The sequence below is a fragment of the Pedobacter sp. NO84 genome, assembly GCF_059703915.1.
In genome coordinates, this window is the sequence record NZ_AP046575.1 from 3410778 (window position 1) to 3425288 (window position 14511).

A 14511-nucleotide genomic window follows, 5' to 3' on the forward strand; every position below is an offset into this window, starting at 1 on the left:
GGATAAGTTAGCAAAAAATTGAGAGAAATTTTAATCCAAAGCAATACTTTTAACACCCAAATGTATGTACAGAAAAAAACTTATACTGGCAGTTTTATCGATCGTTATGATTAATACGATAGCAAATGCCCAAAAGCCCATCACTTCTTGGAACAAAAACAAGGTGATTGCACACCGTGGAGCATGGAAAAAACTAGGCCTGCCCGAAAACTCAATTGCCTCCCTTAAACAGGCCATTAAGATAGGTTGTTTTGGTTCTGAATTCGATGTTCACTTAACCAAAGACAGTGTGCTGGTAGTAAATCATGATCCCAATTTTCAGGGATTACCCATTGCCACTTCCACCTATGCCGAGCTGCTTACCAAGAAACTTTCAAATGGAGAATCTATCCCTACCGCCGAAGCCTATTTAAAAGCAGGCATCAAACAAAAACACACCAAGCTTATTTTCGAAATCAAACAGCAAAAACTTGGCAAGGAGCGCGATATGTACCTTACCGAAAGATGTATGCAGCTGGTAAAGAAACTGAAAGCAGAGCGATGGGTAGAATACATCAGCTTTGGGTACGACATCTGCCAGTATATTATAGCCAAAGACCCTACCGCAAAAGCCCATTACCTAGAAGGAAATGTAGAACCCGCAAAGATAAAAGCTGATGGCCTAACCGGAATGGATTACCCGATTGGCGCCTTTAGAAAAAACAATTGGTTTGAGCCAGCTAAAAAATTAGGCCTTGTTTTAAATGCGTGGACAGTAAATAAAGTAGAGGATATGAACTTCTTTTTAGACAACGATGTTGATTACCTCACTACCAACGAACCTGAACTTTTATTTGAAACGATAGCGAAGAGAGGGAAGTAAACTTACGAAGTTTCTAAAACTTCGTAAGTTAGATTTTTAAAGCCTCATCTTTATGGTGAGGCTTTTTGTTGGGGCTATTGCTCTATATTTTTCCAATCTAGAAAATCATTACTTTACTTTACAGAACTTATAAACAGAAATATTTATCTTCGACATCTAATACAGCAGCAAATAAATATGAACCTTATAAGCTCAATGCTTATGGACATGAAAAATCTAATATTTATAACTACGCTATTAATCGTCTCCTGTGCTGCGCAGGCACAAAATAAGGTTGAAAAAATAATCAGTTACAGCGTTCCAAAGGGAACGGAGAAACCAGATGGGCAACAATTCCAGTCCTATCTCGATAAAAGAAAAAACACGACGATGAGCCTTAAAGTTCGTTCTGGCGATTTTTTTAAATCAGAGGATATATTAATTTATATCAATGCAGCAGAAGGTAAGGCAAAGCCGGACCGCCTTGAGGAAACCAAAAGACAGTATGACATAATGTTTTCCGATCCAGATAATCAAACATACTCTTCGGAAATCAAGACGATTAACGGAATAAAGGTTCTTATCAACCACCTAATCCATCCAAATTTCAATTATTATACCTTCACCGCAATGAATTCTACTGGTTCAAAGCTTGTAACAGGTAGACTAGAGTTTCCCAAAACTGATGAAAGTAAGGCAAAGACAGTGTTGTACACTATTATTTCTAGTATAAAATTTAAATAGTTAACCATTAAATTATACAACCTCTATTTAATGTTGCTGCTCAAAAAAATTATAACTTTTTGAGGGCATACATTTTGAATACTTGGAACATGAAATATATCATCTTTTTAGCAGTGGCCATTCTTTTTAGTTTTAATGCCTGTGCACAAGAAATAATTATCAACAAGGACGTTTAAACGTGCCCGATAAACTCACAAGCCTGTCAAAAAACGAAGAAACTTCCCTTAGGAAGGATAAATTTAAAGGCTTTGTACGTCCAGATAATATTATCGAAAGAAAAACCTATGACATTAACAATATGTTGTTGGAAATCTATCAACCCGAGAACAAGGATAAGAACATCATAGCCCTCACTAAAGAGTTTAATGATAAGCTGTTCGCTTCGTCTAGACCCTCGATTTATAGATCTTCGATAGAAGTAATCAAAAATAATACTGTTCTAATTACCTTGATAAAAGGAAAGGCAAACAGGTATAGTTTTCTTGTTCAAGACCCTACAAAGGCAAAACTATTGTCTGGGGGGATACAGTTTCTTGATGGGGACGAGCAAAAGGCAAAGGCCTTGCTTTATAAGTTGCTAAACGGGGTAACGTTTAAGAAGTAAGGGCGCGAGCAAACGGAATAAATTAAACATATTAGATTTTTTGGCATAGCTCATTACGAGTTAACTCTTTATGAAAAGCACAGAGGTTTTGCGGCACGGTAGATTCTTCAACAAACGAGGAATTGGGCATTTATTGAGTAGTCATCGGATGAGCGGGCGCCATGCCTATATTCATCCGATGACAGCGCATAAAAAAAGCCTCTCGATTGCTCGGGAGGCTTTTGGTAAATATGATAATAATTAGATTACTTTCACATTAACGGCATTCAAGCCTTTTTTACCGCTTTCAACATCGTATTCAACTTTGTCGTTTTCACGAATTTCATCGATAAGGCCTGTTGAATGTACAAAAATTTCGCTATCGCCGTTTGCAGGGATGATAAATCCGAAACCTTTAGTTACATTAAAAAATTTTACTGTTCCTTCTTGCATTGTATTGTATATTAAAATTAAGTGCGCAAGGTACGCAATTAATTTTTAAAAAATGCAAATACCTCATTTTTTGAGGAATATAAATCTGAAACGCATTATTTAGACTTATTCCCAATCAAAAAAATGGATACTTCACTAGAATGGGGAATGCCTAATGTTTTACCAGGGATAACGCCAAAAAGATTTTTAAGGTAAACATCGGCGATACCCTGGAGCAGTCTTTTTCGGGGCGGCATGTCTTCGGGCATTACCCCTTCTACCCTATTTACATACATTTTGCCATTAGCATCAACCACCATGGTAAAGCTGTAGGCAAATTCTTTATAAGACCTTGCTATAGTAAGCCTATATTCGGGATACATATAATCAACAGATTGGTTTCTGTTGTTTGTTTCGTCTACTGTACTTATTTTTTCTACGCTTACAAATTGCCCTTTTGGCTTAAAAACCACGGGTTCTATGGCCGCAAAGGCGGTATCCGCACTGGATGGATTGCGATAGGTTTTGTTGGCCAAGTCTTGAATAAAAAGGGTATCGGCCTTAGTGGGCTTTTGTAATTCGCCAACGGTGGTGTGCAACTTGTTTTCAATATAATCTTTGCTGTAGTAGGTGCTAAACACATCAGAACGGACGTCCTCATCACCAGCGATAACCCTACCGTTAACCTGTAAGCGCTGTAATACCAAACTATCTTTTGTAATCACCTTGGCCCTAAAAAACTCCCTTGCAAAATTATAGACCTGCCCATGGTCAAACTGCAGGTAGAAAGCTTCCATTTTGTTTTTTTGGGGACTGTAGGCCAACATGCTATCTGGAGCTTTATATTCTATCACCCAGGTGGGCTGGTGATAAAAACCGTCCTTATTAAAGGATAGGCCGTTTTTAAACCTTCGGTTGATTTCAAAAAAGCGAATACCATTTACATTTCTAAAACCTTCATTAGTGGTAGTTAAGTCTTGTTTTTCGTTTTTTGATTTGGCGTTTTTAGAATTACAGGACACTAAAAATGTCCCTACAAAAAATACAATTACTGGAAAAATAAAAAACTGGATTTTAGATCGCATACGTAAAAATAACAGCGGCAAATATAAAAGGTTTTGCGTTTGGCGGAAAGCGTTTTGTAAATCATTTCTCACCTACCGTCTATCACTTATCGCTAGACGCTTATCGCCTAACGCTTCTTCAGCACAATCACGTTGGCTACTTTTCGTTCGCCTTCGTGGTCCCATTTCTTATTGTCTGAGGGATAATTGATTACGCCCTTAGCCTTTTCACTATCTACCCATAACGTAGTTGAGCCGCCACCATCTAGGTTTATGGCGCTTGTGCAGCCCAGCCATCGCATCACCTTTTCTAATTCGTGAAGGCTCATTCCCGCCGAGTTTTCGTGTCTTCCATCAACAGTTAATAAGATAACGTTTCCATTTCTCTTAATGCCAATGGCGCTTCTCGGATTTCGCAAACGCGTAAATGCGGCAGTGTCTAACTCTTCTATTTGGTTTTTCCAAAGCAACATTGGGCCGCTAAGCATCACCTCTTTTTCGGTGAGTCCATTCTCCCAATTAGGAGTTCCGTCCCACTTTTTAAGGTCTAGTCTTCCTTCATTAAGTACAATGGCTGCTCGTTGATGCCTCGCTCTGTTCCCTTGTTTATCAAGCACATTCTGTTTAATTATGGTGCCGTCCATTTTAACAAAATCAACAGAACCGCCGTTTGCAACATCGAAAAAAGTGCCGTTTATGGCCGCAAGAGCGTTGAGCTCCTTTCCAAAGCTAGAAGTTGTCTTTTTTACTTTCACTTCGTTTCCGAAAGCAAATACCGGAGCATTTCCTTTGCGTTTAATCTCAACAAATGCGATATACTGATTGGCCAAAAAAAGATCTTTCTGGTTAAAGTGATGCGTAATCAACTTTGTTTTTGGTGCAATTTTTTGTTTGGTCCATTTGGCTTTAACCACTGCAATAGAATCGGCGTTTTGTGCAAATGAAAGTTGGCCAAGTAACACCAATAGGATAAGAAGACTTCTCTTTAGCATAATTTTTAAACATAAAAAAACCCGCTCTGATTAAGAACGGGTTTTGGGGAAATTATTTTTTCGGGTCTAAAATTTCATTAATTCTAAACGCCAGATCATCATAGTGCGCCTTTGTTGTGGCATCACCTGCTGCAACTCTTGATTTGGCTGTTGCCAATAAAGTTTTTAACTCTGCTCTAACGAATGGTCTAATATCGGTTAACGAAATATTAACCGGCGTAAACACAAATCCCGGTGGTAAACCAATCGGCGCAGGAGCATCAACCATCAGGCTTCCTAATTTGTCAACATATCCTCTTTGGAGGTTACGTTTAAATGCATCGGGTCTGCCAGTGGCGAAGATAGTGCCTCTTAAATCAGTAAACAGTTCGGGCATGGTGTAAGCAGATGAACCATTTTTAGTTTCATTATCTAACATCCTCGATAATCTAGAGGCAGAAAGAATGTTACCGATTGTACCTGTTTGAACACTTTTAATTCGTGTTAACATGGCACCGTTATCAAATTTATTTAATTGTTCGCTGTTAATTAACCAAAGAGGGGTGGTAAAAATCTGTTGATTTAAAAACGCTACTGCTTCTTTTTGCTTCGCTTTTGAAACATAATTATATACAGCGCCTGATTGATCATAGGTTTTGTAGTTCTCACTTAAACCCCCGATGTTAAAGGCTACGTGGCCCATATAACGATTTAGCTGTCCGATTACCTCCCCGTAGAGCGCACTTAGGTCGCTATAATCTTTACCGGCTTGATAGGTCCACTTTTCGATATTAGGTAAAATCCTTTTTAAGTTGGCAATTCCATAGGCACTTGCTTTCATAGCATCATCGCCCAAATCCTCATTCTGATCACGCGGATCGTAACTATTGCCTTGGCGACCGTAAAAGTAAAGCGGATTACCTGCTTTATCTTTGGTCCAAGTATCTAATTTATCTTTTTCCTGTTGTGCTGTTAGGCTTCCCGGAAACCAAGTATAGCCCCATTTTATGGCCCACTTATCATATTCTCCAATTCCAGGATATAATTTTGTTACCCCGTCTCCTGGTTGTGCAATGTAGTTGAAACGTGCATAATCCATAATCGAAGGAGCGGTTCCATGTGTATTGGTAAATGTTCTAGAGCGTAAAGAGTCTACAGGATAGGCATAGCTTGATCCAAAGTTGTGCGGTAAACCTAACGTATGGCCAATTTCATGCGAAGAAACGAATCTGATCAGATCTCCCATTTGCTGATCGCTAAATCTGGCTTTACGAGCTTCTGGATTTACTGCCGCCGTTTGAACGAAATACCAATTTCTCAATAAGTTCATCACATTGTGGTACCAGCCTATGTGTGTTTCTAAAATTTGGCCGGTTCTTGGATCAGAGACATGTGGTCCGTAGGCATTTTCAATGTCGGATGCAAAATACCTCACCACCGAGTAGCGCGAATCATCAACACTAAATTCTGGATCCTGTGCAGCGGTAGGGGCTGCCTTGCCAATGATGGCATTTTTAAAGCCTGCGGCCTCAAAAGCAACCTGCCAATCGTTAATTCCGGCAATTAAAAATGGAACCCATTTTTTAGGTGTTGCAGGATCTATATAGATTACGATTGGCTTAACCGGTTCTACTAATTCGCCACGTTTATAGGCTGCGGTATCTTTAGGAACCAAATTCCAACGGTGGATGTAAGCCGTACGTTCTGCTTTTTGTGCGTCGGTTCCATAATCGGTTTGACCCTGACCAAAAAACCCCACCCTGGCATCCATTAATCGAGCTTTAACGGGTGTTTTTGGAAGCAATAACATTGAAGTATTAAATTCGAAGGTTACGGCTCCAATGCTATTATCCACAGGAGATTCAACAGATTTATATGTTTTTGCAGCTACTACCTCAATGTTGAGAGGAAATGTTTTAATGGTATCCACATACGATCTGCTGGGATCAAACATCGTGGTTTTAAATGCTTTTCTTAGTGCATCAGACATGCCGATGGCCATGATATCGCCATTGTAGAAATCTGTAACATCGATAATTACGCCTGTTGTATCTTTATTATAGGCTTTAATATCAAATGAAGCTAAAATACTCGATAAATTAGAGTTTTTAACGGATTGGTACATATCAGAATTCTGATCGGCACGAATCGAATAGCTAGGTACGCGAATAAAGATCTGCTTTCCGCGTCGCTCCCATTGCCATACTTGTTCGTTCAGTTCCTCTCCTCCGTATTGCTGGTTGCCAACTTTAACGTTAGCAGGAACTTTCGCTAAGCGGGTTACTACCAGCATTTCACGGTTTAGCATCGAATCCGGAACTTCGAAATACCATTTATCATCCACTCTGTGGGTTTTAAATAAGCCAGTTTTGCTCTTTGCTTTTGAAGTGATAACCTCTGAATAAGGTTTAATTCCTTCTTTTTTGGGCGCCATTGCAGAAGCAGGCGGCGTAGTGGTTCCTGTGGGTGTTGTTGGCGGAACTGTTCTCCTATCTTGGGCAAATAACGCATTACTGCCTGCCACAGATAGAAAAGCCAAACTAGCAATGGCTAGTAAATTTTTACTTTTAATCATTTTATTTAATTAATTTGTATGGTCGGCAATAAAAATAGAGTTGTACCGGTGCAATTCGTTCCTCGTAAAAGAAATATTACAATTGATTAGCAAACCTAAATTCTTCGCTTCAGCCTCAATGGCTTAACAATGTTTTTCTTGTTTCTCACAATTTCGATCAGGATTGTTCTCCCATCTTGCGACTTAAATAATTTACACACGTCTTCTAAGGTATAACCTTCGATCAGCCCTAGGTTAATTGACACGATTTCGTCTGCTTCCATAAATCCCGCTTTTGCGGCCGGCGAATCTTTCTCTATACGCCCAATAAACATGTGTTTTGTTTTTGGATCCGAAATCACTTCTATCCCCGACATGTCGTGCTCAAAGGGAGTTTTAAATTCTTGGTTTGGGGTAAGGTACATCGCCAGGCCCTGATAGTCGAAGGTTACATCGAAGCGATTTAAAACCTCGGCGCCCAAATTTCCGTTCCGTTGATTGTACCCTATTTTTGAGGCCATAGCTTCAAAGGAAGGAAAGCCGGAAAGTACATTTTTAAACTTATATTTTCCTAACGTTAATTGGGGAACCCTACCAATGTTCCCATTAATCAGCCCGTTTAAGCCCACTCCAAGATTTGCCGAAATCGTATCCTTTGGTAGAGGCCAAGCTTTCCCATCCAACGCATCTAATGATAGGGCATGGCTTGCGCCACAATCGATGATTAACTTGGCGGTTACATTTTTATGATCAGCCGTTTCGATGTCGGCAAAAATATAGGGCCTGTTATTTTCAAGTATGATGGGAAACTTTTCTCCTTTTCTTCTGGCCCTAGCCGAAGGAAGGGAATACGTTAACCGGTTGCTGGTATAGTTGATCCTAACCACGAAACTGTTGAAAAACGGATATCCGATCAAACCGTAAATTTTTAGCCCCAAATAATTGGAGAGGTCAAATATATCTTCCTTCAAAAAGGCGGTCGGAATTTTTTCTATATGCGCTCCCTTAAGCTGAACATTAATGTCGTTGCTTAAAAAAGCTTCGATTTCTTCCCCCTCCCCAAATCCAAATATTTTGGTTGTTCTTAAATTTTTAGGTTTTAAGCTATCTAATAACGAAGGATCGGTTACTACCATTGAGCCTACCCCTGTATCCAAAATAAAATTGTATGGGCCTTTCTTGTTGATATAAATAGGGATCACAATTAAATTCTTAACGAGGGTAAAAATCATCTTGTCCCTTTTGAGACCGTTTTCGAATGTAAATTGTTGCCCGAAAGAAGGATTAGCAAATAAAATCTGCAATAAAATTAATCCGATAACCAGGATCAGAAGAGGTAATTTTATTGTCTTTTGCCAATATTTCATTTGGTTTGTATGTTGATTTTAACAGTCAATCGGAGTTTCTAACAGTAAATAATTGGCTGTAATTATTTTAATGTTCGGCGGTTCATGAAACTAAATTAATAAATTAGGGCGCACATTTTTATCATTAACCGATTAATAAATGGAAAACCCCTTCCTAACCCCTAAAAAGCACCTAATATATTTATGTCTTATTTTAGCGACCTGCCTCACGGCCTGTGCCCCAAACCAAATCATCGCTAACAAAGTAAAAAAAGAATTTAAAAACTCAACGGTTATTAGCCAATATCAAGTTGGGTTTGCGCTGTACGATAGGGAAAAAAAAGAAATGATCTTCCAAAAAGATGCGAACAAGTATTATACACCAGCATCTAATACCAAACTTTATACATTTTATGCGGGATTAAAAATGATGCCCGATTCGATCCCGGGATTACGTTATGTAGAAAGAGGTGATTCGCTTATTTTTTGGGGAACAGGAGATCCTTCGTTTTTACACACGCAATTAAAAGGTACAAATGCATTTAATCTATTAAAGAATACTTCTAAAAAGCTCTATTTTGCTCCAGGAAGGTACACGGGAGATTTTTACGGCAACGGATGGCAATGGGATGATTATAACGATTATTATCAGCCAGAGATTAACGAACTGCCCATAATGGATAATGTGGTGCTAGTAAGTGCTAAAACAGCAGGGGCGATGCAGATCCTGCCCCAAAATTTTGGAACCTGTTTTGTAAAGGATAGTTCAAATACCAAGCCCTTTAAAGTGATCAGAGATTTTACAACAAATCGCTTTACCTACCCATTAACCGCTATCCCTGCAAACTACGAACAGCAGGTGCCCTATAAAGTAAGCAACCTCACCACGGTAACCTTGCTATCTGATACCCTTCATAAGTATATCGAAATAGTTAAGATGAAGATGCCACCCAACGCCAAAACAATTTATAACGTAAAAAGCGATTCGGTGTTTAAACATATGCTTTTGCCCAGCGACAATTTCATTGCCGAACAGCTCTTGGTTGTGTATGGCAATAAATTAGGCGAAGAACTAAATACCGCAAAGGTGATCGATTATGTAAATAAAAATTATTTATCGGCATTGCCTGATAAACCAAGATGGGTTGATGGTTCAGGGCTATCCAGGGGTAACCTCTTTACGCCTAGGGATATGATCAAACTACTGGAGCTGATTTATGATGAAGTAAACAATAAAGAAAAATTATTTAGCATGTTGCCGGCTGGGGGCAAATCCGGAACGCTTAAGAATGCCTACCCTAAAACCGATTCCCCTTTCGTATTTGGGAAAACCGGAAGTCTGTCTAATAATCATAATCAAAGCGGATACGTAGTTACAAAAAAAGGGAGAGTCCTGCTGTTTTCTTTTATGAACAATAGCTTTGTGTTGCCAACAGCTGATGTAAGGAAAGAGATGGTTAGAATAATGACCTATATCCACGAAAATTTTTAGGGAGCATAATCAACTTTGTTCTTCAGTGCGTTAATTTGCGGGATTTAAAAATAAAACTGCAAATAAGTGCAGGTTTTTGGAATTTTTTCCGGAATTTAGAGGTAGAGTGCCTTTAGATTAGAAAACATTGCACCTTCCCGAAAACATGAAATTAGTTATACTTTCCATTTTTCTCTTCATTGGTAATGCGGTTTCCGCCCAAGATCAACTGATATACCAAAGCAAGAACCTCCCAAAGGCCGATACCACATGGGTTTTTCCGCCTAAAAATTATAAAAAGATAGACAAAATGCCAGTTATCTTTTTGCTGCATGGATACAGTGGGAACTACAAACAGTGGAACAACATCATGAATGCCCAAAAGTATGCAGATGAGTACGGTTTCATTATTGTTTGCCCCGATGGCTTATTTAGCAGTTGGTATGTAAATAGTCCGGCAAAGGCCGACTGGCAATATGAGCGCTTCTTTTTCGAAGAACTTTATCCGGATATAAAAAAGAAATATAAAACAGATGATCAAAACATTTTTATAAGTGGCCTAAGCATGGGCGGTCATGGAGCTTTATATCTTTTTATTCAACAGCCCTCTCTTTTTAGCGCGGCAGGAAGTACAAGTGGAGGTATTAGGCTTTCCGATGGATTTGGTAAATACGGATTAGGAGAGGTATTGGGAAATCCCCCTGCAGATAGTGGGCTATGGAAAAAATATTCGGTTTACGAAAATATCGATCGTTTAAAAGGGAACCCTAAACCCATTATTTTTGATTGTGGCTCGTCTGATATGTTCTATGCCTCTAACAACCTGCTCAAGCAAAAGTGTGATTCACTTAAATTAAATGCCACTTATATTTCTCAACCCGGCGCCCACAATAAAGCCTATTGGGCAAAGTCTATTCAGCAACAGTTTGAATTTTTTAAAAATCAGTTAAAGCCCTAATATTCATCCCCATTAATCCCTATCGTTATGAAATTAAAAAACTTACTCCTTGCGCTTACTATCTTACTAACCATTGGTTCGTGTAGCAAAAAAAGCGATCCAACGCCTACACCAGATCCTCCTGTACCAACAACTCCTACCATTCCTACGCCCCCTACGCGAACCCCCTGGATTCCTGGAACGTTCAAGATCGTAGCCTATATGCCAAGTTATAAAGATCCTGCTACGGTAGACGACAGCAAATATAAAATGATCACACATTTATTATATGCTTTTATCAATCCAAATGCGAGTGGAGACGGCTCTTTAAATACAGTTTTACAACCTACAAGATTTACAACCGTTATCACGAAAGCAAAAAGTTTTGGCGTTAAGACTGGAATTTCAGTTTCGGGCGATAAAACTATTTTCGCAACCATTGCCGCATCAGCTGCTGCGAGAACAAAATTTACGGCACAAGTTCTGGCCTTTGTTAAAACGAATAACCTTGATGGAGCCGATATCGATTGGGAGTATCCAACAGCCGCAGATGCTTCGGCAGATAACTTTGTGCTGTTGATGAAGGAATTAAGTGAAGCATTGCGTCCTGAAGGCAAATTTTTAAGTGCTGCGGTAACCCCGGGCGTATACGCCGGAAATATCAAAAGCGGAATTAAACCTGAAGTTTTTCCATACATAGATTTCTTGAACCTCATGCAATATGATGGGCCGAATTACGATACATCCGAGCCGTTAAACCATGCTTCTATGAAATTAACCGAAAAAAGCTTAGACGTTTACCTGGTTGAAAAAGGCCTGCCGAAAGAAAAAGCCATTTTGGGGATCCCGCTTTATGGCGAAAACGCAGCCGGTTCGGCTATCGCCTATCGCGACATAGAGGCAAGTGGCGCGAATGTATATCCGAATCTTGCAAAGGTTAACGGTACCGATTACGGCTATAACGGTATCCAGTTAATTTGGCAAAAAGCACAAATGGCCAAAGAAAGGGCAAACGGAATCATGTTTTGGGAATTCTCGTTCGACTCGAACAGTACGAAATCATTGATCAGGGCCGCCAATGATCAATTAGGAAGGTCATATTAATGCAAAACGAGGCCTCTTTTTGTCATTTGCGACGTCCTTTAGGGGCAACTCTTACAAGTAACGGCAAAAACTATCTTTATTTTGGGGGTACCGCGTATTTGGGCATTCCACAACAGGAAGAGTTCTTAAAACTCTATCTTAAAGGGATTAAAAAATTCGGACTTAACAATGGAACAAGTAGAAATAATAATGTTCAGCTGTCCGTTTACGACGAGGTTGAAACTTATGCCGCTAAGAAATACGGGGCTGCCGCAGCTTTAATTACATCAAGCGGGTTTTTAGCCGCACAAATTGCAATACAGCATGTATGCCATCTTGGAGAAATGTGCTACGCCCCCGCTACGCATCCTGCATTGTGGCTAAACGGACCACCGGAAATCAAAGGTTCATTTAGCTCTTGGTCTAAGGTAGTGGTTGATGAAATTAACAATAGTCGCCAAAAAAACTGGATCGTGATCAGCAACTCCATGAACAATCTTTATCCAGAGGTTTACGATTTTTCTTTTCTGAAGAAAATCAGCCGCGAAAAGGAGATTATATTATTGATAGACGATTCGCATGGGATTGGGATTAATAATCATGGTTTAAGTGCACTTTCTATTGTTCCACAGGGTGAAAATATAAAAACATTGATCATCGCCTCCATGGCAAAGGCACTAGGTGTTGATGCCGGGATGATCATAGGCGATGCAGCTTTGATAAACCAATTGAAGCAGACCCAAGCTTTTTTGGGAGCTTCGCCACCTGCCGCTGCGGGTTTATTTGCATTTATGAAGGCAGAAAAAATCTACCGTAAAGAATGGGAAAACCTCAATTCGAATATAGCACAATTGAGTAGTGCATTGCACGGAAAGGCAGATTGGCATTTTATTCCGAATTTTCCAGTGTTTTTATGCAAAAATACAGACATTAGCAAAAGATTATTAAAACAAGGGATTGTGATTTCTTCTTTCCCTTATCCAGATAAGGATGGGGAACTGATAAACCGCATAGTTTTAAGTAGTTGGCATAAAAAAGCAGATATTACACAATTGATAAACTCATTAATTAACACATGAAGAATTTAATCTTTATTTTCCTTTTGGTTTTGTTGGGACAGCAAAACGTAATAGCACAAAAAGCCGTAAAGGTTTGGGTGGTTAGGCACGCAGAAAAATTGACAGTAGATCCTAAAGATAAAGATCCAGAATTATCGGAAGAGGGCAGACTAAGAGCTGATGCATTAATGAAAGAACTAAAAGGAAAAGGAATCGACTCTATTTTTGCAACAAATTATAAAAGAACAAAACTAACGGGGTTCCCTTTAGCAGATAAAATCGGGATTGCCATTAAGACCTATGATCCTGCAAAAATCAAAGTGCTGGCAAAAGAATGGACAGAAAATGCAACAGGAAAAAATTTGGTGATCGTAGGCCACTCTAATACCGTACTTGAGATTATTGAGGCCTTTGGAGGCGTTAAGCCAGTTAAAGAATTAACAGACGATGACTACGATTACCTTTTTGAGCTAACCGTTAAAGGGAACAAGGTTGATGTTAAAACCAGCCGTTATGGCGCAGACCATCACGCGAAAGAAGATAAAACGGAGACCAAAACAAAGATGTAAGGGGCATTGCGCTTGCCGCATGGCGAACCGTTAGTTGTGAAAGAGTCGGAAAGTCTGGTGTCCGAGAGTCAGATGATGATCCAAAGACTTAGCTTGGTCTTCGACAGGCTCAGACTGGCAAATGAGCGAGGGCACTTAGGTGCCTAAGCTGTCTTAGGTGGTGAAAAATTAATCACAATTTTTCGAACGGGATATCCATTAGGTTATAATCCTGCCAACCATTAAAATCGAAATGCCACCATTCATTGTAGATCACCTTAAATCCATTAGCTTGCATAGTGGCGATTAAAAAGTCGCGATTTTTAATGATCGCAGCTGGGAGATTTTCGAAATGGGGAGCTGCTTCGGGAGCAAAACTATCATATGGGGTTGGCATCGGGACATCTTTGCCGGTTTTTAGGTCAATTATGGTAAGGTCTACGGCACAGCCCCGATTGTGTTTAGAACCTTTGTTCGGATTGGCAACAAAATCTTTATCACTGGCTTTCTGATAAAATGCAACCGTAATAGCATAAGGACGGTAGGCATCAAAGATCTTTAGCCCGTATCCTTGTTTTTTCAAAATCTCCTGTATCTTTTTTAAGTGCTCAACCACTGGCTTTCGCGCAAATGCTTTTGCCTGCTTGTACATTACTTCTTTCATGAAGTTGTTTTTGGTGGCGTATCTAATATCTAGTACAACAGAGGGAATTGCTTTTTTAATCTCTACCAGCTCATTATTAGGGTTAATTTTATAATCGGCTTTATAGGCCTTATAATCGTTAACAATAGTTAAACCATAAGGATTTTGTGCATTTTTTTGCGCGCATGAGCTGAAACAGGCTAATAGAAAGAAAGCAACAATAAAATTTTTCATCG

The 14511-nt window shown here is 39.4% G+C and carries 14 protein-coding genes; 8 read left to right on the forward strand and 6 right to left on the reverse strand.

The features are described 5' to 3' along the window. Nucleotides 1-106: 106 nt before the first annotated feature. From AC6H0V_RS15025 to AC6H0V_RS15035, 3 genes are all read left to right on the forward strand, one after another. Nucleotides 107-862, forward strand: a complete 756-nt coding sequence (locus AC6H0V_RS15025) for a glycerophosphodiester phosphodiesterase family protein (protein ID WP_497561012.1) — start codon at nucleotides 107-109, stop codon at nucleotides 860-862. Between the two features lie 207 nt (nucleotides 863-1069). Further along, on the forward strand, nucleotides 1070-1585 hold the full coding sequence (locus AC6H0V_RS15030; RefSeq protein WP_497561013.1) for a hypothetical protein: 516 nt from the start codon (nucleotides 1070-1072) through the stop codon (nucleotides 1583-1585). 178 nt (nucleotides 1586-1763) lie between these two features. Continuing rightward, complete coding sequence (locus AC6H0V_RS15035) at nucleotides 1764-2189, forward strand: hypothetical protein (protein ID WP_497561014.1); 426 nt, start codon at nucleotides 1764-1766, stop codon at nucleotides 2187-2189. Nucleotides 2190-2429: 240 nt separating this feature from the next. On the opposite strand, the gene AC6H0V_RS15040 is transcribed toward AC6H0V_RS15035, so the two are convergent. The 5 genes from AC6H0V_RS15040 to AC6H0V_RS15060 all read right to left on the reverse strand — a co-directional run bounded on the left by AC6H0V_RS15040 (nucleotide 2430) and on the right by AC6H0V_RS15060 (nucleotide 8556). Next, nucleotides 2430-2621: a cold-shock protein gene (locus tag AC6H0V_RS15040; protein ID WP_090993574.1), complete on the reverse strand. Its 192-nt coding sequence runs from the start codon at nucleotides 2619-2621 to the stop codon at nucleotides 2430-2432. Nucleotides 2622-2716: 95 nt separating this feature from the next. Continuing rightward, the gene (locus AC6H0V_RS15045) at nucleotides 2717-3685 is read right to left on the reverse strand and encodes a hypothetical protein (RefSeq protein ID WP_497561015.1); all 969 of its coding nucleotides are present in this window, start codon (nucleotides 3683-3685) and stop codon (nucleotides 2717-2719) included. A gap of 107 nt (nucleotides 3686-3792) precedes the next feature. After that, a complete protein-coding gene (locus AC6H0V_RS15050; RefSeq protein WP_497561016.1) occupies nucleotides 3793-4656 on the reverse strand; it encodes a phosphodiester glycosidase family protein in 864 nt (287 codons plus the stop codon). Nucleotides 4657-4708: 52 nt separating this feature from the next. Next, complete coding sequence (locus tag AC6H0V_RS15055) at nucleotides 4709-7210, reverse strand: zinc-dependent metalloprotease (protein ID WP_497561017.1); 2502 nt, start codon at nucleotides 7208-7210, stop codon at nucleotides 4709-4711. Nucleotides 7211-7305: 95 nt separating this feature from the next. Further along, a complete protein-coding gene (locus tag AC6H0V_RS15060; protein WP_497561018.1) occupies nucleotides 7306-8556 on the reverse strand; it encodes a pepsin/retropepsin-like aspartic protease family protein in 1251 nt (416 codons plus the stop codon). A gap of 139 nt (nucleotides 8557-8695) precedes the next feature. Between AC6H0V_RS15060 and AC6H0V_RS15065 the strand changes: the two genes are divergently transcribed. The 5 genes from AC6H0V_RS15065 to AC6H0V_RS15085 all read left to right on the forward strand — a co-directional run bounded on the left by AC6H0V_RS15065 (nucleotide 8696) and on the right by AC6H0V_RS15085 (nucleotide 13653). Further along, nucleotides 8696-10027 carry a D-alanyl-D-alanine carboxypeptidase gene (locus AC6H0V_RS15065; protein ID WP_497561019.1) on the forward strand — a complete coding sequence of 444 codons (1332 nt, stop codon included), beginning with the start codon at nucleotides 8696-8698 and terminating at the stop codon, nucleotides 10025-10027. 145 nt (nucleotides 10028-10172) lie between these two features. Next, nucleotides 10173-10964, forward strand: coding sequence for an alpha/beta hydrolase (locus AC6H0V_RS15070; RefSeq protein ID WP_497561020.1), 792 nt, complete (start codon nucleotides 10173-10175; stop codon nucleotides 10962-10964). Nucleotides 10965-10991: 27 nt separating this feature from the next. After that, the gene (locus AC6H0V_RS15075) at nucleotides 10992-12047 is read left to right on the forward strand and encodes a glycosyl hydrolase family 18 protein (protein ID WP_497561021.1); all 1056 of its coding nucleotides are present in this window, start codon (nucleotides 10992-10994) and stop codon (nucleotides 12045-12047) included. Continuing rightward, complete coding sequence (locus tag AC6H0V_RS15080; RefSeq protein WP_497561022.1) at nucleotides 12047-13105, forward strand: aminotransferase class I/II-fold pyridoxal phosphate-dependent enzyme; 1059 nt, start codon at nucleotides 12047-12049, stop codon at nucleotides 13103-13105. The genes AC6H0V_RS15075 and AC6H0V_RS15080 overlap by 1 nt, the downstream gene beginning before the upstream one ends. Beyond that, complete coding sequence (locus AC6H0V_RS15085) at nucleotides 13102-13653, forward strand: histidine phosphatase family protein (RefSeq protein WP_497561023.1); 552 nt, start codon at nucleotides 13102-13104, stop codon at nucleotides 13651-13653. The genes AC6H0V_RS15080 and AC6H0V_RS15085 overlap by 4 nt, the downstream gene beginning before the upstream one ends. Before the next feature lie 172 nt (nucleotides 13654-13825). On the opposite strand, the gene AC6H0V_RS15090 is transcribed toward AC6H0V_RS15085, so the two are convergent. Continuing rightward, nucleotides 13826-14509 carry a M15 family metallopeptidase gene (locus AC6H0V_RS15090; RefSeq protein WP_497561024.1) on the reverse strand — a complete coding sequence of 228 codons (684 nt, stop codon included), beginning with the start codon at nucleotides 14507-14509 and terminating at the stop codon, nucleotides 13826-13828. Nucleotides 14510-14511: the final 2 nt, after the last annotated feature.